Genomic DNA, 15983 nt, shown 5'->3' with positions numbered 1-15983 from the left:
GCTGCCGCCCGCGGACGCGCACTGTCCGCGGGCGGTGCCAGGCTGGGCACATGACGACACAGATCGTGCTGGTGCCGGGGTTCTGGCTGGGGGAGTGGGCGTGGGACGAGGTCGCCCGGCTCCTGTCCGAGCAGGGGTATGCCGTGGACGCGCTGACCCTGCCGGGCCAGGGGGTCGAGGACCCCGACCGTTCACGGGTGACCCCGCAGGACCAGGCGGACGCGATCGTCGCCGCGCTCGACCCGGCGGCGGACCGGCGGGTCCTGGTGCTGCACAGCGGCGCGGCGGTCCCGGGCACCCTGGTGCTGGACCAGCGACCCGAGCTGGTCGACCACGTGGTGTGGGTCGACACCGCGCCGTCGGCGGACGGCGGCGCGATGGACGCCGAGTTCGCGGAGGAGGTGCTGCTGCTGGAGGACCGCTACGAGGACGAGCTGGCGGAGGGATCCATGCGGGACCTCACCGAGGAGCAGCTCTCGACCTTCCGGGAGCGTGCGGTCCCGACCCCCGGGCTGGTCGTCAGCACGCCGGTGCGGCTCACGAACGACGCGCGGCACGACGTGCCGGCGACGGTGGTGTGCACGTCCTTCCCGAGCGAGGACTTCCGCAGCTACGCCGCGCAGGGGGTGCCCTTCCTCCGTGCGCTGCCGGACTACCGGGCGCTGACCTACGTCGACCTGCCCACGGGTCACTGGCCCATGTGGTCCCGGCCCGCCGATCTGGCCGCCGTCGTGGCCGACGCGGCCGGCTGAGCCCGTTCCGGGCGCCTCGAGCGCGTCCGGCGCCCCGCGGGTCGGGGGCGGCGTGCCTCGGTGGACCCTCCCCGCCGGGTTGCCAGACTGTCGCCATGGCTGACCTCACCGAGCCCTGCCCCAACTGCGGCACCCTCCTGCGCTGGGAGACCTCGCACGAGCGGTGCGACGGCTGCGGATGGATCAGGCCGTGCTGCGAGGGTGCCCCGTGCCCCGGGTAGGCCGGGCCGGATCACTCGTCGCCGCGCTCGCGACGTGGTTCGTCCTCGTCCTGGTGCTCGCGGCGGGGGGTTTCGCGATCGGGGCGATGATCCCGTGCGAGGGCGGTCTGGAGTGCCTCGACTACCCTTTCGGCGGGGCCCTGCTGGGAGCACTCCTGGGGGCGGTGGCGGCGGCCGTGCTGGCGGCCCGGTGGATGCGCTGGTGGTGGCTGCCGACCACGATCGTGCTGGTCGTGCCGGCCGTGATGCTCGCGGAGGTGGACGAGACGCTCTCGCTGGTGCTCGTCCTGATGGCCCCGGTGGTGGCCGGGCTGACGGCGGTGGGGCCGCGTGCGGGGGAGAGCGGTGCTCGTGACGCCGGCGCGGACGAGAACGGTGCTGACGACGTGGGTGCGGGGGAGCCCGGCGCGGGGGAGCGGCGCCGTGCCTGGCTGCCGGGAGCGGTCGCCCTGGCCTGCGCCGTCGCCCTCGCGACGGGCACCTGGATCGTGCTGGACCGCGAGGAACGCCGCGAGGAGATCGCCGAGCTGGAGGCTGTGGGCGCGGATCTCGTGGCGCCCGTCGGGCGGGAGGACCTGTCCGTGTGGACGGTGACGGGGCTTTCGGGAGACCTCGTGTCCTACATCGTGGCGCGCGGCGAGATCCCGGACGCGGCATACCTCGACGTCGACATCCGCCCCGGCGGCGGTGACTGCCTCACCCTGACAGACAACCGGCCGTGCGAGGACCTCGGCGACGGCCTGAGTGTCTACCGTCAGCCCGAGAGTGACCACTACGTCGTCTACGTCGACCTCGGCGGGAGCAACGTCCGCCTCACGGACCGGACGAACTTCGACGGGGTGCCGGGTTGGACCGAGGACGAGACCGTGGAGCTCGCGCGCGAGCTGCAGCCGGTCGACGCCGCCTGGCTGGTCGACCACGAGCGGCAGTGAGGGCGCTCCACCCGGCGCTGTCGGCGGGGCAGGGGCGGACGTCGGACCGGTGGACCTCCTGGCAACTACTTGACATAATGTGACTTATCGGCGTTCTTCGCAGAAGGCCGCCAGGCCCATCTGGCCAGCGACCCGACCTGGGCAAGGATCTGCACCCGAGGCAGCGTTCTCGACGTCGTTTCCGGTGCACAACCTTGCCCAGGTTGTCCGTGCGGTGCACAGCCTTGCCTGCGGTGCACAACCTTGCCCAGGTGCCGGCAGGTTCCGCCGCGGCCCTCAGGGCGTCGAGGTCAGGAACTGCGTGGTCGTGACCGTGGCGAACTCGCCGTGCAGGTTGGTCGCCGTGACCCTGGACAGCGTGTCCGCGGTGACGAGCTCGCCGTCGGGGTCCTGCCGGTCGAAGGTATGCGTGGCGTCGAGGGCGAACCACACGTCGAGGCCGAGGTTGCCTCCCACCCGCGCCGTCGTCTCGCAGCAGTGGTTCGTGGTGATCCCGCACAGGACCAGCTCGGTGATGCCCTCCTGCCGGAGCCAGGCGTGCAGGTCCGGTGTGCCGTGGAAGCTGGAGTTGACGCTCTTGCGCACCAGCAGGTCGGGCTCGCCGGTGACCACCGGCTGGAAGTCGTTGCCCGGTGCGTCGGGGTGCAGCGGCGAGGTTGTGCTGGTGGAGTCGTGACGGACAAAGACCACGGGCCTGGCGGTGGCCCGCCAGTGGTCCAGGAGCACGGCGATGTTGGACTCGCTGTGCGGGTTGTTGCGCCTCCCCCAGTACTCCTCGTCCAGGAACCCCTGCTGGACGTCGATCACCACCAGCGCCGCCGTCGGGCCGACCCGTTCCATGGCCCGAGGCTAGCCCGGTGCTGCGGGGCCGTCGACGTTGACCGTGGGCGCACCCGAGCCGCAACGCACGATGACCGCACGGGAGGGCTCCTCCCCCGGGTTCGACTCGCGGTGGACCGCCCCGGCGGGCACTCGGACGAAGTCGCCCGGCCCGGCCTCGATCACGTCGCCGCCGGACGGCCCGGACTCCAGCCGGAAGGTGCCGGAGACGATGTAGAGCGTCGTCTCGTGCTCCCCGTGGTGGTGCCAGCCCGTGACGGCGCCGGGCGCGGTGTCCACGGTGCCGGTCCACATGCCCTCGGTGTGCTCGGCCACCCGCCGGCTCATGCCGGGCGTCGGGTCCGCGTCCACGAGGGCGCCGTCGGGGATGCGGCGGCACGGGACGGCGGCTGCGGGGAGCTCTACTTCGGGCATACCTGCATCCCACCCCGGCCGGGCCCGGCTGTCCAGTCCGCGACACCGGCGGGCAGCGCAGGACCGGCACGACGCGGCGGTATACCTTGTGCTCCGAGGAACGAGCGAGAGGGGCGGTATGCCGCAGGAGGCTGAAGACGACGGCGCGCAGCGCAACCTCTTCTGGCACGCCATCCACCGGGTGGACACCTCGCGCCCGGTGCGGGCCTTCGTCCGCTACCTGCTCGTCCGCGGCAACCTCTCGGCCGGCGGGGTGACGATCTCCGCGCTCGTCTCCCTCGTCGCCCTGGTCACCATCCTCACCAACGGCTTCCGGGTGGTCCTGGGCCGCCAGCCCGAGCTCTTCGACCGCGTGGTCATGGCCATCAACACCGCCTTCCCCGGTCTCGTGGACGACGGGGTCAACGGCGGCATCATCGACCCCGACCGGCTGCTCCTGGAGCGGTCGCTGACCTTCGCCACGATCATCTCGGTGCCGGTCCTGGTCTGGACGGCGACCAACGTGCTCACCGGCCTGCGCAACAGCATCCGTTCGATGTTCGGGCTCACCGGCGCACCCATGCGACCGATCCGCGGCAAGCTGTGGGACGGGGCCGGGGTGCTCATGCTGGCCACCGCAGTGCTGGTGTCCTCGCTGCTGCTGAGCGCGACGACCGGTGCCGCGCACCTGGCGCTGGACGCCGTCGGGGCCAGCGGCGACACCACCCGGTTCCTGCTGCGCAGCGCCGCCGTGCTCGCGGCCTTCGTCGTGGACGCCATCACCTTCTACGTGCTCTTCCGCGTCGCCGCCAAGGTGCGGATCCCCAGCCCCGACTGGTGGAAGGGAGCACTGCTGGGCGCGGCCGGCTGGGGCCTGCTCCGGCTGGCCGGGACGAGCCTCATCGGCCGGTGGGACAACCCGATCATCGCCTCGTTCGCGGTGCTGGCCACCCTCATCATCTGGCTCAACCTGGGCCTGCGCTGGTGCCTCTACACCGCCGCGTGGACGGCGAACCCGCCGCACACCAACCTGCCGGTGGAGCCCCGGGCGGTCCACGACCGGGAGACCCCGAACTACGTCACCCAGACCGTGCCGGAGACGCTGGATTGGCCGCACCACGAGGTCACCGGGACACTCATCCCCGACTCCGGCAGCGACGGGCCTCGATCACCCTAGAATCCCGCCATGACCACGGTCCTCTACGCGATCTCCTCGGTCTGGCTGGTCGCCGAGTATGTCCTGAAGATCTGGGCGATCGGCTCGGTCCCGGAGAACCGGCGCCCGTCCGCGTCGTCGGCCTGGCTGCTGCTCATCCTCTTCATCCCGCTGGTGGGCTTCCCGCTCTACTTCCTCATCGGCAGCAAGTACGTCTCGGGCCGCCGGCACGACATCCAGCGGCAGGCCAACCAGCTCCTGTCCGACCACGCCGACACCCTCCCCGACCTGCCGCAGGTCCAGCCGGAGCCGGACCTCGACTCGATCCTGCGGATGAACCGGGAGCTCACCGGGCTGTCCTGCGTCAGCGGGTCCTGCGACGGGGTCTTCCCCGACACAGCGGACTTCTTCGCCGCCATCGCGGCCGCGGTAGACCAGGCCCGCGACTTCGTGCACGTCGAGTTCTACATCGTCTCCTGGGACGAGAGCACCGACGTCGTCTTCCAGGCCCTGGAGCGCGCCGCCGGCCGCGGCGTGGAGGTGCGTCTGCTGCTGGACCACCTCGGCTCGCGCAAGTACCCGGGGCGCAAGGAGCTGGGGCCGAGGATGGACGCGGCCGGCATCGAGTGGCACCTCATGATGCCGCTGAACCCGCTGCGCAAGCAGTGGCAGCGCCCCGACCTGCGCAACCACCGCAAGCTCGTGGTCGTCGACGGCGAGACCGCCTTCGTCGGCTCGCACAACCTCATCGACCCGGCCTACGGCAGCGCCAAGAACGCTCGCATGGGACGGGCCTGGAGCGATGTGTCCGTCCAGGTCAGTGGGGACGTCGTCATCCAGGTCTCCGCCGTCTTCGTGACGGACTGGTACACCGAGACCGGGCAGAACCTGAACCTCGACCACGAGCGCTACTTCCCCGACCAGCCCGACCTGGTCCCGGGAGGCGCGGCACACGCGATGCAGCTCGTCCCCTCCGGCCCCGGCTTCCCGACCGAGCCCAACTGGAGGCTCTTCGTCTCCCTCATCCACATGGCGCGGGAGCGGGTCGCCATCACCACCCCTACTTCGTGCCGGACGAGGCGCTGCTGGCGGCGATCACCAGCGCGGTCTACCGCGGGGTGCTCGTGGAGCTCTTCGTCGGCGAGGAGGCCGACCAGTTGCTCGTGGGGCACGCGCAGCGCTCCTACTACCAGAGCCTCCTGGAGGCCGGGGTCGTCGTCCACCTCTACCCGGCGCCGACGGTGCTGCACGGCAAGTACCTCACCGTCGACGACCGGGTCGCGCTCATCGGCTCGAGCAACATGGACTTCCGCTCCTTCGCCCTCACCTACGAGATCATGCTGCTCGCCTTCGGTGGCGACCTCGTGCGGGACCTGCAGGCCAACGACGCCGCCTACCGCGTGGCCTCCCGCGAGCTGACGCTGCAGGAGTGGGCCGGGCGGCCCTGGCACGAGCGCTACCTCGACAACGTCTGCCGCCTCACCGCCGCGCTCATGTGACGCCGCCGGCGCGGGCCGCTCCCCCTGCGTCGCCGCGGCCGGACGCCTACGGTGGGGTGATGCATACCCTCCGCGACGGCACCCCGCTCCCCCACGTCGGCTTCGGCACCTATCCCCTGCGCGACGAGGAGGGGATCGAGGCCATGGTCTCCGCCCTCGAGGTCGGCTACCGCTACCTCGACACCGCGGTCAACTACGAGAACGAGCGGGAGGTCGGCGAGGCGCTGCGGCGCAGCGGACTCCCCCGCGAGGACGTGCTCGTCGCCACGAAGATCCCCGGCCGGGCGCACCAGCGGGACGCGGCCATCGCCAGCGTGGAGCAGTCGCTGGAGCGGCTGGGCCTGGACCAGGTCGACGTGGCGCTGGTCCACTGGCCCAATCCCTCCCAGGGTCACTACGTGGAGGCGGTCGAGGCCCTGCTGGAGTGCCGCGAGCGGGGTTTCGTGCGCTTCGTGGGCACGAGCAACTACACCGAGGGGCACCTGCGCGAGGTGCTGGACGCGACGGGCGAGGCACCGGTGCTCAACCAGATCGAGTGCCATCCCCTGTTCCCGCAGGAGGAGATGCTGGCGGTGCACGAGGAGCTCGGCGTGCTGACCCAGGCCTGGAGCCCGCTGGGCAAGCGGGAGGCGCAGTACGACGCCGCCCCGGTCAGCGACGCGGCGCAGCGCCTGGGCGTCTCCCCTGCGCAGGTCATCCTGCGGTGGCACCTGGAGCGGGGCGTCATGCCCCTGCCCAAGTCGGCGACCCCGAGCCGGCAGGCCGCCAACCTGGACGTGGTCGGGATGGAGCTGACCCCCGAGGAGGTCGCGGCCATCACCGCGCTCGGCCGCCCCGACGGACGGCTCTTCGGCGGCGACCCGGAGACGCACGAGGAGATGTGAGGACTCGTCCACACCCTCCCGGCGGCGGGTGCCTCGTCCACAGATGTGCGCGCGGCACTCCCCCACCGCCCGTGCGGGCGGCAGGGTGGGTCCATGGCGACGACGACGGCGGCACCGGCCAACGAGGTGCGGCTCACCGGCAGGGTGAGCGGCGCACCGGAGCAGCGGGAGCTGCCCAGCGGTGACGTGCTGGTGCAGCTGCGGGTGGTGATCCCCCGTCCGGCGGCACGATCCCGGGGTGCGACCGGCTCCCGGCAGCGGGTGGACACCATCGACGTCACCTGCTGGAGCGCCCGGGCGCGCGGGGCGGCACTCCGGCTGGACGACGGCGCGGGCGTGCAGGTGACGGGCGCCCTGCGGCGGCGCTTCTTCCGCACCGGGTCCGGCGCGGCCTCGAGGTATGACGTCGAGGCCAGCTCGATCCGGGGCGTCCCGCTGGAAGCAGGCTGAGTGATGCGGGGCCCCACCGCTCAGCAGAGGCGCCGCAGCACCGGGACGCGCTGCATGGCCAGCACGAGGAGGGTGGTGACCACGCAGACCGCGAGGAAGCGCAGCAGCAGCACCGGCCAGGGCGCGACCGGTGGTCCGAGCAGCCCGGTGTCGGTGCCGACGAGCAGGACGAGGAAGTGCAGCGCGAAGATCCCCAGCGTGGCCCGGCCGACCGGGTCCACGACGGCCATGACGCGCGGGGCCGTGAGCACGGACAGGGCACCGCCGGGTCGGACGAGAGCCTGCGCCAGGAGGTAGACGCAGACCGAGAGGACCGCGACCGTCGGGGAGTAGTAGTGCGCCCCTGCCCAGTCCTGGAGCCAGGTCGGTGCGGCCGGGTTCTTCCACTGCCAGGTGAGCAGCGCGGAGAGGGCCAGCACCGCGAGCACGAGGACGGGGACCCACCGTGACGGGAGCACCACCCCGCGCAGCGCCCAGCCCAGCAGGTAGGCCCCGAAGTAGGGAAGCCACCAGGTCCAGGCGCTGTGCGTGACCCCGACCGGCTCTCCGCCCGGCCCGAGCGGCCACAGCGACAGGACGGGGACCGACCAGGCCACCACACCGGCGAGGACCCACTCGCGCCGGTCCGTCCGACCCACCCAGGGCACGAGCAACGGGGTGAGCAACGACAGGCCGAGCACGATCCAGAAGAAGTAGAGGTGCGGCGCGACCCCTCCGGTCAGGCTCCGGGCCAGGGCCTCGGACGGTCCCGGCCACCACCCGGAGCGGGTCAGGCTGAGGTAGCCGATGTAGACGAGGTTCCACACGACCAGCGCCGGCACGAGACGCCCGGCCCGGCGACGCAGGAAGTCACCCGAGCCGCGGAAGCGCGCCGGGTCCAGCGCGAGGGCCCCGGAGAGCATGACGAAGACCGGGACGACCCACAGCAGCGGCAGGTCGAGCGCTCGCGCGACCCACCCGTCCACCGCCGGCACACCCGGGTCCCCCTCGACGGCCGCGGTCGCGGTGGCCCCGACCGTGTGGATGAGCACGACGCCGTAGACCGCGACGCAGCGCAGCCAGCTGATCCACTCCGTGCCCGGCATGGGGACAGCCTCTCACCGCGGCAGGTCGATCGACGGGCATCCGTCGGTGTCTGCGACGTAGCCTGGAGCCCATGTCAGCGTCCCCCGCGAACCTGCCCGCCCGCACCCACGAGAGCAGGACCTCCCGCCTGGTGGCCTACGACCACGGGGCGCACCTGGCCACCTGGGACCTGCGCGGCGAGCCCGTGGTCTGGTGCAGCCAGGAGGCCGTCCTGGACGGCAGCCGGTCCATCCGCGGCGGGGTCCCGGTGTGCTTCCCGTGGTTCGCCGACGGACCCGCGGGGGACCTCTCCCCCGCGCACGGCCTGCTGCGTACGGCCACCTGGACGCGCGCAGCGCCGACCGACGGCGAGGTCTGGGCCTGGACGATCGGCGACGAGGACGTGGCCGGGCAGCCGGGCGCGGAGCACCTCACCGGCCCGTTCCGGGTGAGGTATGCCGTCTCGCTCCTCGACGGCGCCGACGGGCCGGCCCTCGACCTCGACCTGAGGGTGCACAACCCCGGTGCGGACCCGCTCACCGTGGAGATGGCGCTGCACACCTATCTCGCCGTCGGCGACGCCACGACCACCACGGTGCACGGGTTGTCCGGCGCGGACGCCCTGGACAAGACGACCGGACGCCGTCGCCGCCAGGAGGGCCCGGTGCACCTCGACGGGGAGACCGACCTCGTCGTCGACTCCCCCGGGGCGCCGCGCGTGGAGGTCCACGACGGGCGCCGCGTCCTGGCCCTCAGCACCCGGGGCGCCACGCAGACCGTCGTGTGGAACCCCGGCGACGAGAAGGCCGCCGACCTCAGCGACCTCGGCGCGCAGGAGTGGCGCGAGTTCGTCTGCGTGGAGACGGCGGCCACCGCCGACCTGGCCCCGACGATCGCGCCGGGCACGACGCATACGCTGGGCTGCAGGATCGTCGTCCACCCCGTCAGCTGACCCCGGAGGCCAAGAGGCTCATGCAGGACAACTCCAGCGGTGACGACGCCCCGTCGCTCGACGAGGGACACGCAGCGGGCGGGGGCCCGGCCCCCGAGGGCGAGCTGCCGCCGGAGCAGACGTGGGACGCCTCCGAGAACGCCGAGGCCATGGCCTCCGCCGCGGAGCGCGAGCCGGAGCGTCCCGAGGTGGACCGCGGCGACCTCATCCTGCAGGGGCTGCGCGGGGCGGCCGCCTGGTCCTGGCGCTTCCTGCTCGTCGTCGCCGCCGTGGTCGTCATCCTCTACGGGCTCGGGCGCGTGTGGGTCGGCGTCCTGCCGATCATCCTGGCGCTCATCGTCAGCTCGGTGCTGTGGCCGCCGGTGCGGTGGCTGCGTCGGCACCGGTGGCCGGGGGGCCTGGCGGCCGCCGCGGTGCTCCTCGCGGCCCTCGCCGTCTTCAGCGGCGTCATCGCCGCCATCGCGCCGGGGATCACCAGCCAGCTGCGGCAGGTCGCCAACAGCGCCGAGACCGGTGCCGACATCGTCCTCGACTGGCTCTCCGGCCCACCGGTGAACCTGCAGAGCGAGCAGCTCGACACCTACGTGGAGCAGGCGACGGACTGGCTCCAGTCGCGCGCGAGCACCCTCGCCGAAGGAGCGTTGTCCACGCTGACCGCCGTCGGCTCGATCATGGTCACGACCGTCCTCGTCGTGGTCCTCACCTTCTTCTTCCTCAAGGACGGCCACGGGTTCCTGCCCTGGATGCGCAAGACCGTCGGACGCACCGCGGGGCTCTACCTCACCGAGGGCCTCGCCCGGGTCTGGGTCACGCTCGGCGGCTTCCTGCGCGCCCAGGCCGTCGTCGCCGCCGTCGACGCGACCTTCATCGGCCTCGGCCTCGTGCTCCTCGGGGTCCCCCTGGCCTTCGCGCTGGCGGTCATCACCTTCTTCCTGTCCTTCATCCCCATCGTCGGCGCCTTCGTCGCGGGCGGCCTGGCCGTCCTCGTCGCGCTGGTGTCCAACGGCTGGGTGACCGCGCTGTGGGTCATCCTCATCGTCATCGCCGTCCAGCAGGCGGAGAGCACCTTCGTCGCCCCCCTCATGCACAGCCGCGTCATGTCCATGCACCCGGTGATCGTGCTGCTCGGGGTCGCCGCCGGCGGCACGCTGTGGGGCGTGCTCGGCGCCTTCCTCGCGGTCCCGGTCCTCGCGAGCATCCTCACGCTGGTCCGCTACGGCAGCGAGCAGCTCGACCTGCGCACCGGCCAGCTGCACGTGGACGACCTGCGCAACGTCACACCGCAGGGGCGCACGGCCGCGGAGCTCGCCGAGAGCACGGCCCCACTGTTCGCCCTGCGCGCCCGCCAGGCATACCTCCAGGCCGAGGACGAGCGCGGCGCCGCCCAGGTCGCCATGCTGGGGCGCACCGGTGAGCTCGCGGCCTCGCTGCGCGACCGCATCCTCTCCCCCATCCTGCGCCGGGACCGGGACGAGGACGAGGACACCCGCCCGCCGCACTGACGCACGACACCCCCGGACCGAGAGGTCCGAGGGTGTCGTGAGGGGGCCGGACCGCTCACGGTCCGGCGAGGATCACTTGGAGGCGTCCTTCCAGGCGTCCTTGACGTTCTCGCCCGCCTGCTTGACGTTGGCGCTCGTCTGGTCCGCCTTGCCCTCGGCCTCCATCTGCTCGTCGTCGGTGGCGCCGCCGAGCGCCTCCTTGGCCTTGCCGAGGGACTCCTCGGCCTTGTTCGAGATCTTGTCGCCGAGTCCCATGCCGGCTCCTTTCGTCGTGGTCAACACCCTCACCCTCTCCCCGGCCGGGGTCGTGGTGCAAGCCGAAGGGCCACGTCGCGCCTCCCACGGGCGAGGACCGGGGTCGCTAGCGTGTGCGCCATGACCACTCCCACGGTGCCGCGCGCCGATCCGGCGACCGAACGCACCCGGGCCCACCAGCGGGCCTTCGGGTGGTACGACTGGGCCAACTCCGCCTACGTCACCACCACCGGCACCGTGCTCATCGCGCCGTACCTCACCGCGCTGGCCCGCGCCGACGCCTGCCCCGACCTCGTCGAGGGGCAGACGTGCGACCAGATGCTCTCCGTCCTCGGGGTGCCGGTGGCCGTCGGTGCCGTCGCGCCGTACACCATCACCGTCGCGACGCTGGTGTCGGCCGTGGTGCTGCTCTTCGTCGGGGCCATCGCCGACCGCCACCCGCACCCGACCCGGCTGCTCGGCGGCCTGGCCTGGGTGGGGTCTGCCGCCGCGGCCTCGATGTTCTTCCTGCAGGGCAGCAACTGGCAGCTCGGCGTGCTCCTCGTGGTCGTGGCCAACCTGTGCCTGGGTGCCTCGACCGTGGTCTACGACGCGCTGCTCGTGCGGGTCGCGGCGCCCGACGACCGGGACCGCGTCTCCTCGCGCGCCTGGGCGCTGGGCTACCTGGGCGGAGGCATCCTGCTCGCCCTCAACCTCGGCCTCATGCAGGCGCACGAGGCGCTCGGGATCTCCTACACCATGGCGGTCCGGCTCAACCTGCTCTCGGCCGGCCTGTGGTGGGGCCTGTTCACCCTCATCCCGGTCATCGGGCTGCGCCGCATCCGGGGCACGACTGCCGCGCCGGTGGAGCGCTCGGCCGGGGTGCTGGGCGGCACCCTCACCCAGCTCCGGGACACCTTCGGCGACCTGCGCGGATACCCGCACACCCTGCTGTTCCTGCTCGCCTACCTGTTCTTCAACGACGGCATCCAGACGGTCATCTCCTCCGCCAGCCTCTACGGCAGCGAGGCGCTGGGCTTCGACACCAGCCAGCTCATCATCACCATCCTGCTCGTGCAGTTCGTCGCCTTCGGCGGCGCCCTGGTGTTCGGCTGGATCGCGGCGCGGGTCGGCGCGAAGCGCACCGTGCTCGGCGGGCTGGTGATGTGGACCCTCGTCGTGGCCTTCGCCTATTTCGTGCCGACGGGCGCCTTCACGATCTGGCTGGTCTGCGCCGTCTTCATCGGCACCGTCATGGGTGGCACCCAGGCGCTGTCCCGCTCGCTCTACTCCCAGCTGGTCCCGGTGGGCAAGGAGTCGGAGTACTTCAGCTTCTACCAGGCGATGGAGCGCGGGACGAGCTGGTTCGGCACCCTGGCCTTCGGCCTGACCTACCAGCTGACCGGGTCCTACCGACCGGCGATCCTGGTGACCATCGCCTTCTTCGTCCTCGGGGGGATCATCCTCACCCGGGTCAACATGCGGCGCGGGATCGAGATGGCCGGCAACGAGCAGCCGCGCATCGTGTGAGGCATACCGCTCCGGGCACGAGAACGGGGCGCGGCACGCTGCTCGCGTGCCACGCCCCGTCCGGGTCGTGAGGTATGCCTCAGGCCGTGCGCTTGCGCCGCGGCTTCTCCCCGCGCATCTCGCGCAGCAGGCCCAGGCGCTCCTCCAGGAGCTCCTCGAGCTCGGGGATGGAGCGGCGCTCCAGCAGCATGTCCCAGTGGGTGCGCTGCGGCTTGGTGGCCTTCAGCTCCGGCTCGGGCCCGTTCTCCAGCTTGGCGTCCAGCCCGCACCGGCACTCCCAGATCGGGGGGATCTCGGCCTCGACGGAGAAGGGCAGCTCGCTGACGTGCCCGTCCGGGCAGACGTAGCGACTGATCTCACGGTCGCTGAAGGTGACGCCCTCGTCGCTCTCGAAGGACAGCCAGCTCAGGTTGGTGCCGCGAAGGGACCTCTCTGCCATGTGTGTTCCACTCCCATCGTGTCGTGACGACACGCGTGCTCGGTCGGTCTCGCCTGGTCGGGGGATCCGTCGACGCGGTCCGGCACGGCGCGCAGTGTCTCAGGCGTTCCAACGCCTTCTGCTCGCCCCGTGTTCCCCGCCGCACGGACGCGACCACATATGCGGTGCATCGGTGCCCGGCGGCCCGGCAGACCAGTTTACCGCCGACCAGGTCGTGAGGGCCAATCGGTGAACCGTCACCGATCGATCTGCGGCGGGCGCTCCTGCTGCCACGGGGGCGGCTGCTCGTCGACGATCTCGCCGTCGATCACGGTGCCCGCGCCCGGCGCGCGCCGGGACCGGCCGGCGCTCGCGGCGGGAGATCCGCCCACGGTGGCCAGCGCCCGGCTCGCGACGACGGCCTGCAGCAGGCGGCGCGCCAGGGGCCGGGTGAAGGGCAGGATGAGGACGAGGGCGATGACGTCGCTGACGAAGCCCGGGAGCAGCAGGAGCAGTCCGCCGACGGTCAGCAGGATGGCGTCGGTCACCTGGTCCGCGGGCATACGCCCGGAGTTGAGCGCCTGCTGCAGCTCGCGATAGGTGCGGCTGCTCTCCCGTCGGGCCAGCCAGGTGCCGGCGACCGCGACGACGATGATGAGCGCGAGGGTCCACCAGAGGCCGACCGCCCGGCCGACCATGATGAGCACGGCGATCTCGATGATCGGGAGCAGGACGAGCGCCAGCAGGATCCAGCGCAGGACCGGTCGACGGCGCCGCGCCTGCTGCGGGGGTCCGGACATCGAGCTCACGTGGCCTCCTCGAGGTGGTGCCAACGAGAACGGTCGCGACGCACGAGGTGTTCCCGGACCTGGCGCGTGCGCCGCTCCCACGCCCACCGACCGACCCGGACCACGGCCTCCCGCACGATCGCGTCGGTCATCTTGGAGGCGCCCTCGGCCCGCTCGACGAAGGCGATGGGGACCTCTCGGACCGTCAGGCCCGCGTCGACGGCACGGAGGGTGAGGTCGACCTGGAAGCAGTAGCCCTGCGAGGCGACCGGTGTCGCGAGCAGGGACGCGAGCTGCGGGAGCCGGTAGACGCGGAACCCGGCGGTCGCGTCCCGGACCGGTATGCCGAGGGCGAGCCGCACGTAGGTGTTGGCGCCGACCGACAGCCCCTTGCGGTGCAGTGGCCAGCGGTGGACCGAGCCGCCGTCCACCCAGCGGGACCCGATGACCAGGTCGGCACCCTCGCCGTCGCCGGCCGCCGCGAGCAGCGCGGGCAGCTCCTCGGGCCGGTGCGAGCCGTCGGCGTCCATCTCCACCACTGCGTCGTAGCCGTGGTCGGCCGCCCACGCGAAGCCGGCGAGGTAGGCCGGCCCCAGGCCTTCCTTGGCCTGCCGGTGCAGCACGCGGACCTGCGGGTCGGCGGCGCCCAGCTCCTCGGCGAGTGCCCCGGTGCCGTCCGGGCTGTTGTCGTCGATGACGAGCACGTCGGCGAGGGGCACCGCGGTGCGCAGGCGTCGCACCACGCCGGGCAGCGAGTCGCGCTCCTGGTAGGTGGGGATGCAGACGCACACACGGTGCAGCGGGCCACGGGAGGTCACCGGGCCAGCCTAGGAGCCCGACCGGGGCCGGCGGACCACCAGGCCCAGCAGCGCCACGAGGACCACAGCGGCGGCGGCCGGCACCACCCAGGGCCCGGTCGTCTCCGCCGGCGTGGATGCGGAGCGCAACGGCAGCTGCCCCTCGAGCAGTGCCTGGGTGAACAGCCCGGTCCGCTCGTGCACCGTGCCGTCCGGGGAGATGAGCCCGGAGATGCCGACGTTGCTGATGTGGACCACCGAGCGGCCGTACTCGACGGCCCGCACCCGGGAGGCGGCGATGTGCTGGGCCGCCTCGTCACCCTCCCCGAACCAGGCGTTGCTCGTGGGGACGACGAGCAGCTCGGCTCCCCCGGCGACGACGTCGCGCACGGCCGTGTCGACGACGACCTCGAAGCAGATGCCCAGTCCCAGCCGCACCTCGCGTCCGTCCGCCAGGGCGACGTCCATGACGCCCGGCTCGGTGCCCGCCTCCCAGTCCGGGATCCGGTCCACCCAGTCCGAGAGGTGGCGCATCACCGGCCGCAGCGGCATACGCTCCCCGAAGGGCGCGAGGTAGATCTTCTGGTAGGTGTCGTCCACGCCCTGCCCGGGCTGGAGCTCGAGCACCATGTTGCGCGGCGCGTCGCCGGTGCCGTAGCTCGTGGCGCCGAGGACGACGGGGGCGTCCAGGGCCTCCACCCCGGGCCTCATCCGGGCCACCGCCTCCTCGCGGCTGCCGGGTGCTAACGGGTCGAGGTCGCTGGCCCCCTCGGGCCACAGGACGAGGTCCGGTGCGGGCGCGGTGCCGTCGGCGACGTCCTCGGCGAGCTGCTCGGTCATGCTCGTGTAGCGCTCGAGCATGGTGCCGCGCTCCGCGGTGAGGGTGCGCGTGAAGTCCGGCGGCAGGTCCCCCTGGACCGCGGCCACCTGCACGGGGTCGCCCTCGACCGGGCGCGGCAGGGCAGAGGGCGCGAGGACCAGGCCTGCGGCCAGCACCGCCAGCACGGCGGCGAGGGCGGGGCGGCGCCGCGGACGGCCGGCCAGCAGCTGCAGCGCGAGGGCCAGGAGCCCGCCGGTGAGGGCGACGGCGAAGCCCAGGCCCGCGACGGAGACCAGGGCCACCACGCCGAGCTGCGGGCTGTCCGCCTGGCTGAAGCCGAGGCGTGCCCACGGGAAGCCGCCGAAGGGGGTGACCGACCGGGCATACTCCATGAGCACCCAGGCGGCGGCCCCCACGACCGGGCGCACGCGCCCGTCGCGCTGGAGCAGGGCGAGCAGGCCGCCCAGGGCGGCGGGGTAGAGCGCGGAGGCGGCGCTCATGGCGAGCCACGGGAGGGATCCGGCATACGTGCTGGCCCAGACGAACATGGGGGTGTACCAGGTCAGGCCCAGGAGGAGACCGGCCGCGAGGCCGACCCGGACGCTCGCCCCGGCCGTCGCCAGCGCCAGGGCGCCGCAGCCCACGAGGGCCAGCGGCCAGATGTCGTGGCTCGGGAAGGCGAGGTAGAGCGCCACCCCGCCGAGCGCCGCGAGCAGGAGTCGGATCGGCCAGCGCACCCGGCCAGCCTAC

The 15983-nt window shown here is 72.7% G+C and carries 18 protein-coding genes and 1 pseudogene; 11 read left to right on the top strand and 8 right to left on the bottom strand.

Going from position 1 to position 15983, the window contains the following annotated elements; translation table 11 throughout:
* Positions 1-50: 50 nt before the first annotated feature.
* From SGUI_RS01895 to SGUI_RS01890, 3 genes are all read left to right on the top strand, one after another.
* Positions 51-752, top strand: coding sequence for an alpha/beta fold hydrolase (locus SGUI_RS01895; protein ID WP_066635557.1), 702 nt, complete (start codon positions 51-53; stop codon positions 750-752).
* Positions 753-847: 95 nt separating this feature from the next.
* Complete coding sequence (locus tag SGUI_RS18210; RefSeq protein WP_257784404.1) at positions 848-973, top strand: hypothetical protein; 126 nt, start codon at positions 848-850, stop codon at positions 971-973.
* A complete protein-coding gene (locus SGUI_RS01890) occupies positions 961-1905 on the top strand; it encodes a hypothetical protein (protein WP_157621693.1) in 945 nt (314 codons plus the stop codon). Before SGUI_RS18210 ends, SGUI_RS01890 begins: the two co-directional genes overlap by 13 nt.
* Before the next feature lie 276 nt (positions 1906-2181).
* Here SGUI_RS01890 and SGUI_RS01885 read toward each other — a convergent pair whose 3' ends face one another.
* Positions 2182-2745 (bottom strand): cysteine hydrolase family protein, encoded by a 564-nt coding sequence (locus SGUI_RS01885; RefSeq protein ID WP_066635547.1) that lies wholly within the window; start codon positions 2743-2745, stop codon positions 2182-2184.
* A 9-nt stretch (positions 2746-2754) separates the two neighbouring features.
* Positions 2755-3159, bottom strand: a complete 405-nt coding sequence (locus tag SGUI_RS01880; protein WP_066635545.1) for a cupin domain-containing protein — start codon at positions 3157-3159, stop codon at positions 2755-2757.
* 118 nt (positions 3160-3277) lie between these two features.
* Here SGUI_RS01880 and SGUI_RS01875 point away from each other — a divergent pair, with 118 nt between their 5' ends.
* The 5 genes and pseudogenes from SGUI_RS01875 to SGUI_RS01860 all read left to right on the top strand — a co-directional run bounded on the left by SGUI_RS01875 (position 3278) and on the right by SGUI_RS01860 (position 7127).
* Positions 3278-4315: a YihY/virulence factor BrkB family protein gene (locus tag SGUI_RS01875; protein WP_066635543.1), complete on the top strand. Its 1038-nt coding sequence runs from the start codon at positions 3278-3280 to the stop codon at positions 4313-4315.
* 9 nt (positions 4316-4324) lie between these two features.
* A pseudogene (locus SGUI_RS18340) lies at positions 4325-5014 on the top strand (PLDc N-terminal domain-containing protein); the annotation flags it as partial.
* A gap of 347 nt (positions 5015-5361) precedes the next feature.
* Positions 5362-5793: a phospholipase D-like domain-containing protein gene (locus SGUI_RS18335; RefSeq protein WP_335675527.1), complete on the top strand. Its 432-nt coding sequence runs from the start codon at positions 5362-5364 to the stop codon at positions 5791-5793.
* Positions 5794-5852: 59 nt separating this feature from the next.
* Positions 5853-6677 (top strand): aldo/keto reductase, encoded by an 825-nt coding sequence (locus SGUI_RS01865; RefSeq protein ID WP_066635540.1) that lies wholly within the window; start codon positions 5853-5855, stop codon positions 6675-6677.
* A 93-nt stretch (positions 6678-6770) separates the two neighbouring features.
* Positions 6771-7127 (top strand): single-stranded DNA-binding protein, encoded by a 357-nt coding sequence (locus tag SGUI_RS01860; RefSeq protein ID WP_066635538.1) that lies wholly within the window; start codon positions 6771-6773, stop codon positions 7125-7127.
* A gap of 20 nt (positions 7128-7147) precedes the next feature.
* On the opposite strand, the gene SGUI_RS01855 is transcribed toward SGUI_RS01860, so the two are convergent.
* Entirely contained in the window at positions 7148-8212 is a 1065-nt protein-coding gene (locus tag SGUI_RS01855; RefSeq protein WP_066635536.1) for an acyltransferase, read from the bottom strand.
* A gap of 71 nt (positions 8213-8283) precedes the next feature.
* On the opposite strand from SGUI_RS01855, the gene SGUI_RS01850 reads away from it, so the two are divergent.
* Both SGUI_RS01850 and SGUI_RS01845 read left to right on the top strand, forming a co-directional pair.
* Positions 8284-9144, top strand: a complete 861-nt coding sequence (locus SGUI_RS01850) for a D-hexose-6-phosphate mutarotase (protein ID WP_066635534.1) — start codon at positions 8284-8286, stop codon at positions 9142-9144.
* Between the two features lie 20 nt (positions 9145-9164).
* The gene (locus SGUI_RS01845) at positions 9165-10646 is read left to right on the top strand and encodes an AI-2E family transporter (protein ID WP_237141425.1); all 1482 of its coding nucleotides are present in this window, start codon (positions 9165-9167) and stop codon (positions 10644-10646) included.
* 72 nt (positions 10647-10718) lie between these two features.
* On the opposite strand, the gene SGUI_RS01840 is transcribed toward SGUI_RS01845, so the two are convergent.
* Positions 10719-10901: a CsbD family protein gene (locus tag SGUI_RS01840; RefSeq protein ID WP_066635532.1), complete on the bottom strand. Its 183-nt coding sequence runs from the start codon at positions 10899-10901 to the stop codon at positions 10719-10721.
* A 120-nt stretch (positions 10902-11021) separates the two neighbouring features.
* On the opposite strand from SGUI_RS01840, the gene SGUI_RS01835 reads away from it, so the two are divergent.
* A complete protein-coding gene (locus SGUI_RS01835; RefSeq protein ID WP_066635530.1) occupies positions 11022-12410 on the top strand; it encodes an MFS transporter in 1389 nt (462 codons plus the stop codon).
* Positions 12411-12489: 79 nt separating this feature from the next.
* Here SGUI_RS01835 and SGUI_RS01830 read toward each other — a convergent pair whose 3' ends face one another.
* The 4 genes from SGUI_RS01830 to lnt form a co-directional block, all read right to left on the bottom strand.
* A complete protein-coding gene (locus SGUI_RS01830; RefSeq protein ID WP_066635528.1) occupies positions 12490-12849 on the bottom strand; it encodes an RNA polymerase-binding protein RbpA in 360 nt (119 codons plus the stop codon).
* A 236-nt stretch (positions 12850-13085) separates the two neighbouring features.
* Complete coding sequence (locus tag SGUI_RS01825; protein ID WP_066642599.1) at positions 13086-13628, bottom strand: FxsA family protein; 543 nt, start codon at positions 13626-13628, stop codon at positions 13086-13088.
* A 5-nt stretch (positions 13629-13633) separates the two neighbouring features.
* On the bottom strand, positions 13634-14434 hold the full coding sequence (locus SGUI_RS01820; protein ID WP_066635527.1) for a polyprenol monophosphomannose synthase: 801 nt from the start codon (positions 14432-14434) through the stop codon (positions 13634-13636).
* A 9-nt stretch (positions 14435-14443) separates the two neighbouring features.
* Positions 14444-15970, bottom strand: a complete 1527-nt coding sequence (gene lnt, locus SGUI_RS01815; protein ID WP_066635525.1) for an apolipoprotein N-acyltransferase — start codon at positions 15968-15970, stop codon at positions 14444-14446.
* Between the last annotated feature and the right edge of the window lie 13 nt (positions 15971-15983).

The organism is Serinicoccus hydrothermalis, from assembly GCF_001685415.1.
In the GTDB taxonomy this organism is placed as follows: Bacteria; Actinomycetota; Actinomycetes; order Actinomycetales; family Dermatophilaceae; genus Ornithinicoccus; species Ornithinicoccus hydrothermalis.
The sequence above is the reverse complement of the archived record's forward strand: the minus strand, read 5'-3'. Positions and strand labels throughout refer to the sequence as shown.